Here is a 1,912-nt window from a genome sequence, read left to right as displayed (position 1 = left end):
CAGCGCCACCCCGTCTTCGGGCTTCACGCCCAGTCCCACCAGATGGCGCGCCAGACGGTTGGCCTCAGCATTGAGCTCTCCGTAGCTCAGCGTCTGTTCACCATCCACCAGGGCCACCGCCTGCGAACGCTGCCTGACCTGCGCCTCGAACAGCTCGTGCAGCGTCTGCGTCAGCGGCGCCTGCGCCGGCACCACGTTCCAGTCGTTCAGCACCTGGCGGCGCTCGGCCGGGCCCATCAGGGGCAGGCGCGCCACCGGCTGGCTGTCATCGGCCGCCATGGCCTGCAGCAGGGAGGTCCAGTAGCCCAGATAGCGGTCAACCGTCGAGGCTTCGAAAAGCGCTGTGGCGAACTCGATGTCGCCTGCAATACCGTCAGCTGACTCGCTGAGGCTCAGCGTCAGGTCGAACTGGGCAGTACGACGCTCCAGCTCGAGACGCTCCAGTTGCAGGCCAGGCAGCGCCAGTTCGGCCTGCGGGGTGTTCTGCCACGCGAAGACGGTCTGGAACAGGGGCGTGTGCGCCAGGCTGCGCGGGGGCTGCACCGCTTCGACCACCTGCTCGAAAGGCAGGTCCTGGTGCTGCTGTGCCGCCTGCACCTGCGCCCGGGTGCGCGACAGCAACTGGGCCACGCTGGGATCGCCAGAGAGGTCCAGGCGCAGGGCCAGCGTATTGACGAAGAAGCCGATCAGGGCCTCCACCTCGGGGCGGTCACGCCCCGCCATGGGGCTGCCGATCACGACATCGTCCTGCCCGCTCAAGCGGCTCAGCAACATGGCCCAGCTGGCCAGCAGCGTCATGTAGAGGCTGACGCCATGCCGGCGGCTGAGTGCCTGCAGCGAGGCCGTCAGCGAGGCATCCAGCTGCACCCGGCGAACGGCACCCGCATGATCCTGCAGCAGGGGCCGCGGATGATCGGCGGGGAGTTCAAGAAGGGCCGGCGCCCCTGCCAGGGCCTGCTTCCAGTAGGCGGTCTGCTGCTGGCGGCGATCGCCTTGCAGCCATTGGCGCTGCCATGCGGCGAAGTCGAGGTACTGGACGGGCAAGGCCGGCAGCGGGGAAGGCAGGCCTTGCAGTCGCGCAGCGTAGAGGCGGCTGACCTCTTCCAGGAGGACGCCGACGGACCAGCCGTCAGAGGCGATATGGTGCATGACGACCTGCAGCAGGTGCTCGTCGTCGCCCATCTTCACCAGCAGCACGCGCAGGGGCAGCTCCTGTGACAGATCGAAGGGCTGCTCCGAATGGACGCGGCTGAGCGCCTCCCACTGGGCTTCGCGCCGGGCTTGGGTTGACAGGTCCCGGAAGTCCAGCGTGCAGGCCAGGTCTGGCCTAAGGACCTGCTCGGGCTCGCCCTGGCGCAGGGTGAAACAGGTATGCAGGGACTCATGGCGTTCCACGACGCCTTGAAGCGCCCACTGCAGCGCGTCGACATCCAGCAGTCCACGCAGACGCATGGCACCACTGATGTGGTAGGCACGGCTCGCGTCCTCGAACTGGGTCAGGAACCACAGACGTTGCTGGGCCAGCGACAAGGGAAGCGGACCGCTGCGGTCCACCACGGCCATGGGCTGCTCATCGGCCAGGTCAGCGGGTCTTGTCAGGCCGGCGGCCAGTTCGGCCACCGTGGGCGAGATCAGCAGTGTTCTGGCATCGACCTGCAGGCCCTGCCGGCGCATGCGCTCCACCAGGCCCAGAGCCAGCAGGGAGTGCCCGCCCAGCTCGAAGAAGCTGTCGTGACGCCCCACGCGCTCGACCTTGAGCAGCTCCGCCCAGATCGCCGCCAGCTGCGCCTCCAGCTCGCCCTGCGGCGCCTCGTAGCCCCGCGCCACCCCTTCCTGCCCGCCCTGCGGTGCCGGCAGCGCCTGCCGGTCCAGCTTGCCGTTGGGCGTCTTGGGCAGTGCCTGCAGCCCCACA

At 68.8% G+C, this 1,912-nt stretch carries 1 protein-coding gene; it reads right to left on the bottom strand.

Features of this window, described 5'->3' with window-relative positions; translation table 11 throughout:
* Window positions 1–1,912: condensation domain-containing protein (locus tag O9Y01_RS23130; RefSeq protein ID WP_269634010.1), on the bottom strand; the 1,912-nt coding region annotated here is incomplete at both ends.

This window comes from Pelomonas sp. BJYL3 (assembly GCF_027257975.1).
Lineage (GTDB): Bacteria > Pseudomonadota > Gammaproteobacteria > Burkholderiales > Burkholderiaceae_C > Roseateles_B > Roseateles_B flavus.
The sequence above is the reverse complement of the archived record's forward strand: the minus strand, read 5'-3'. Positions and strand labels throughout refer to the sequence as shown.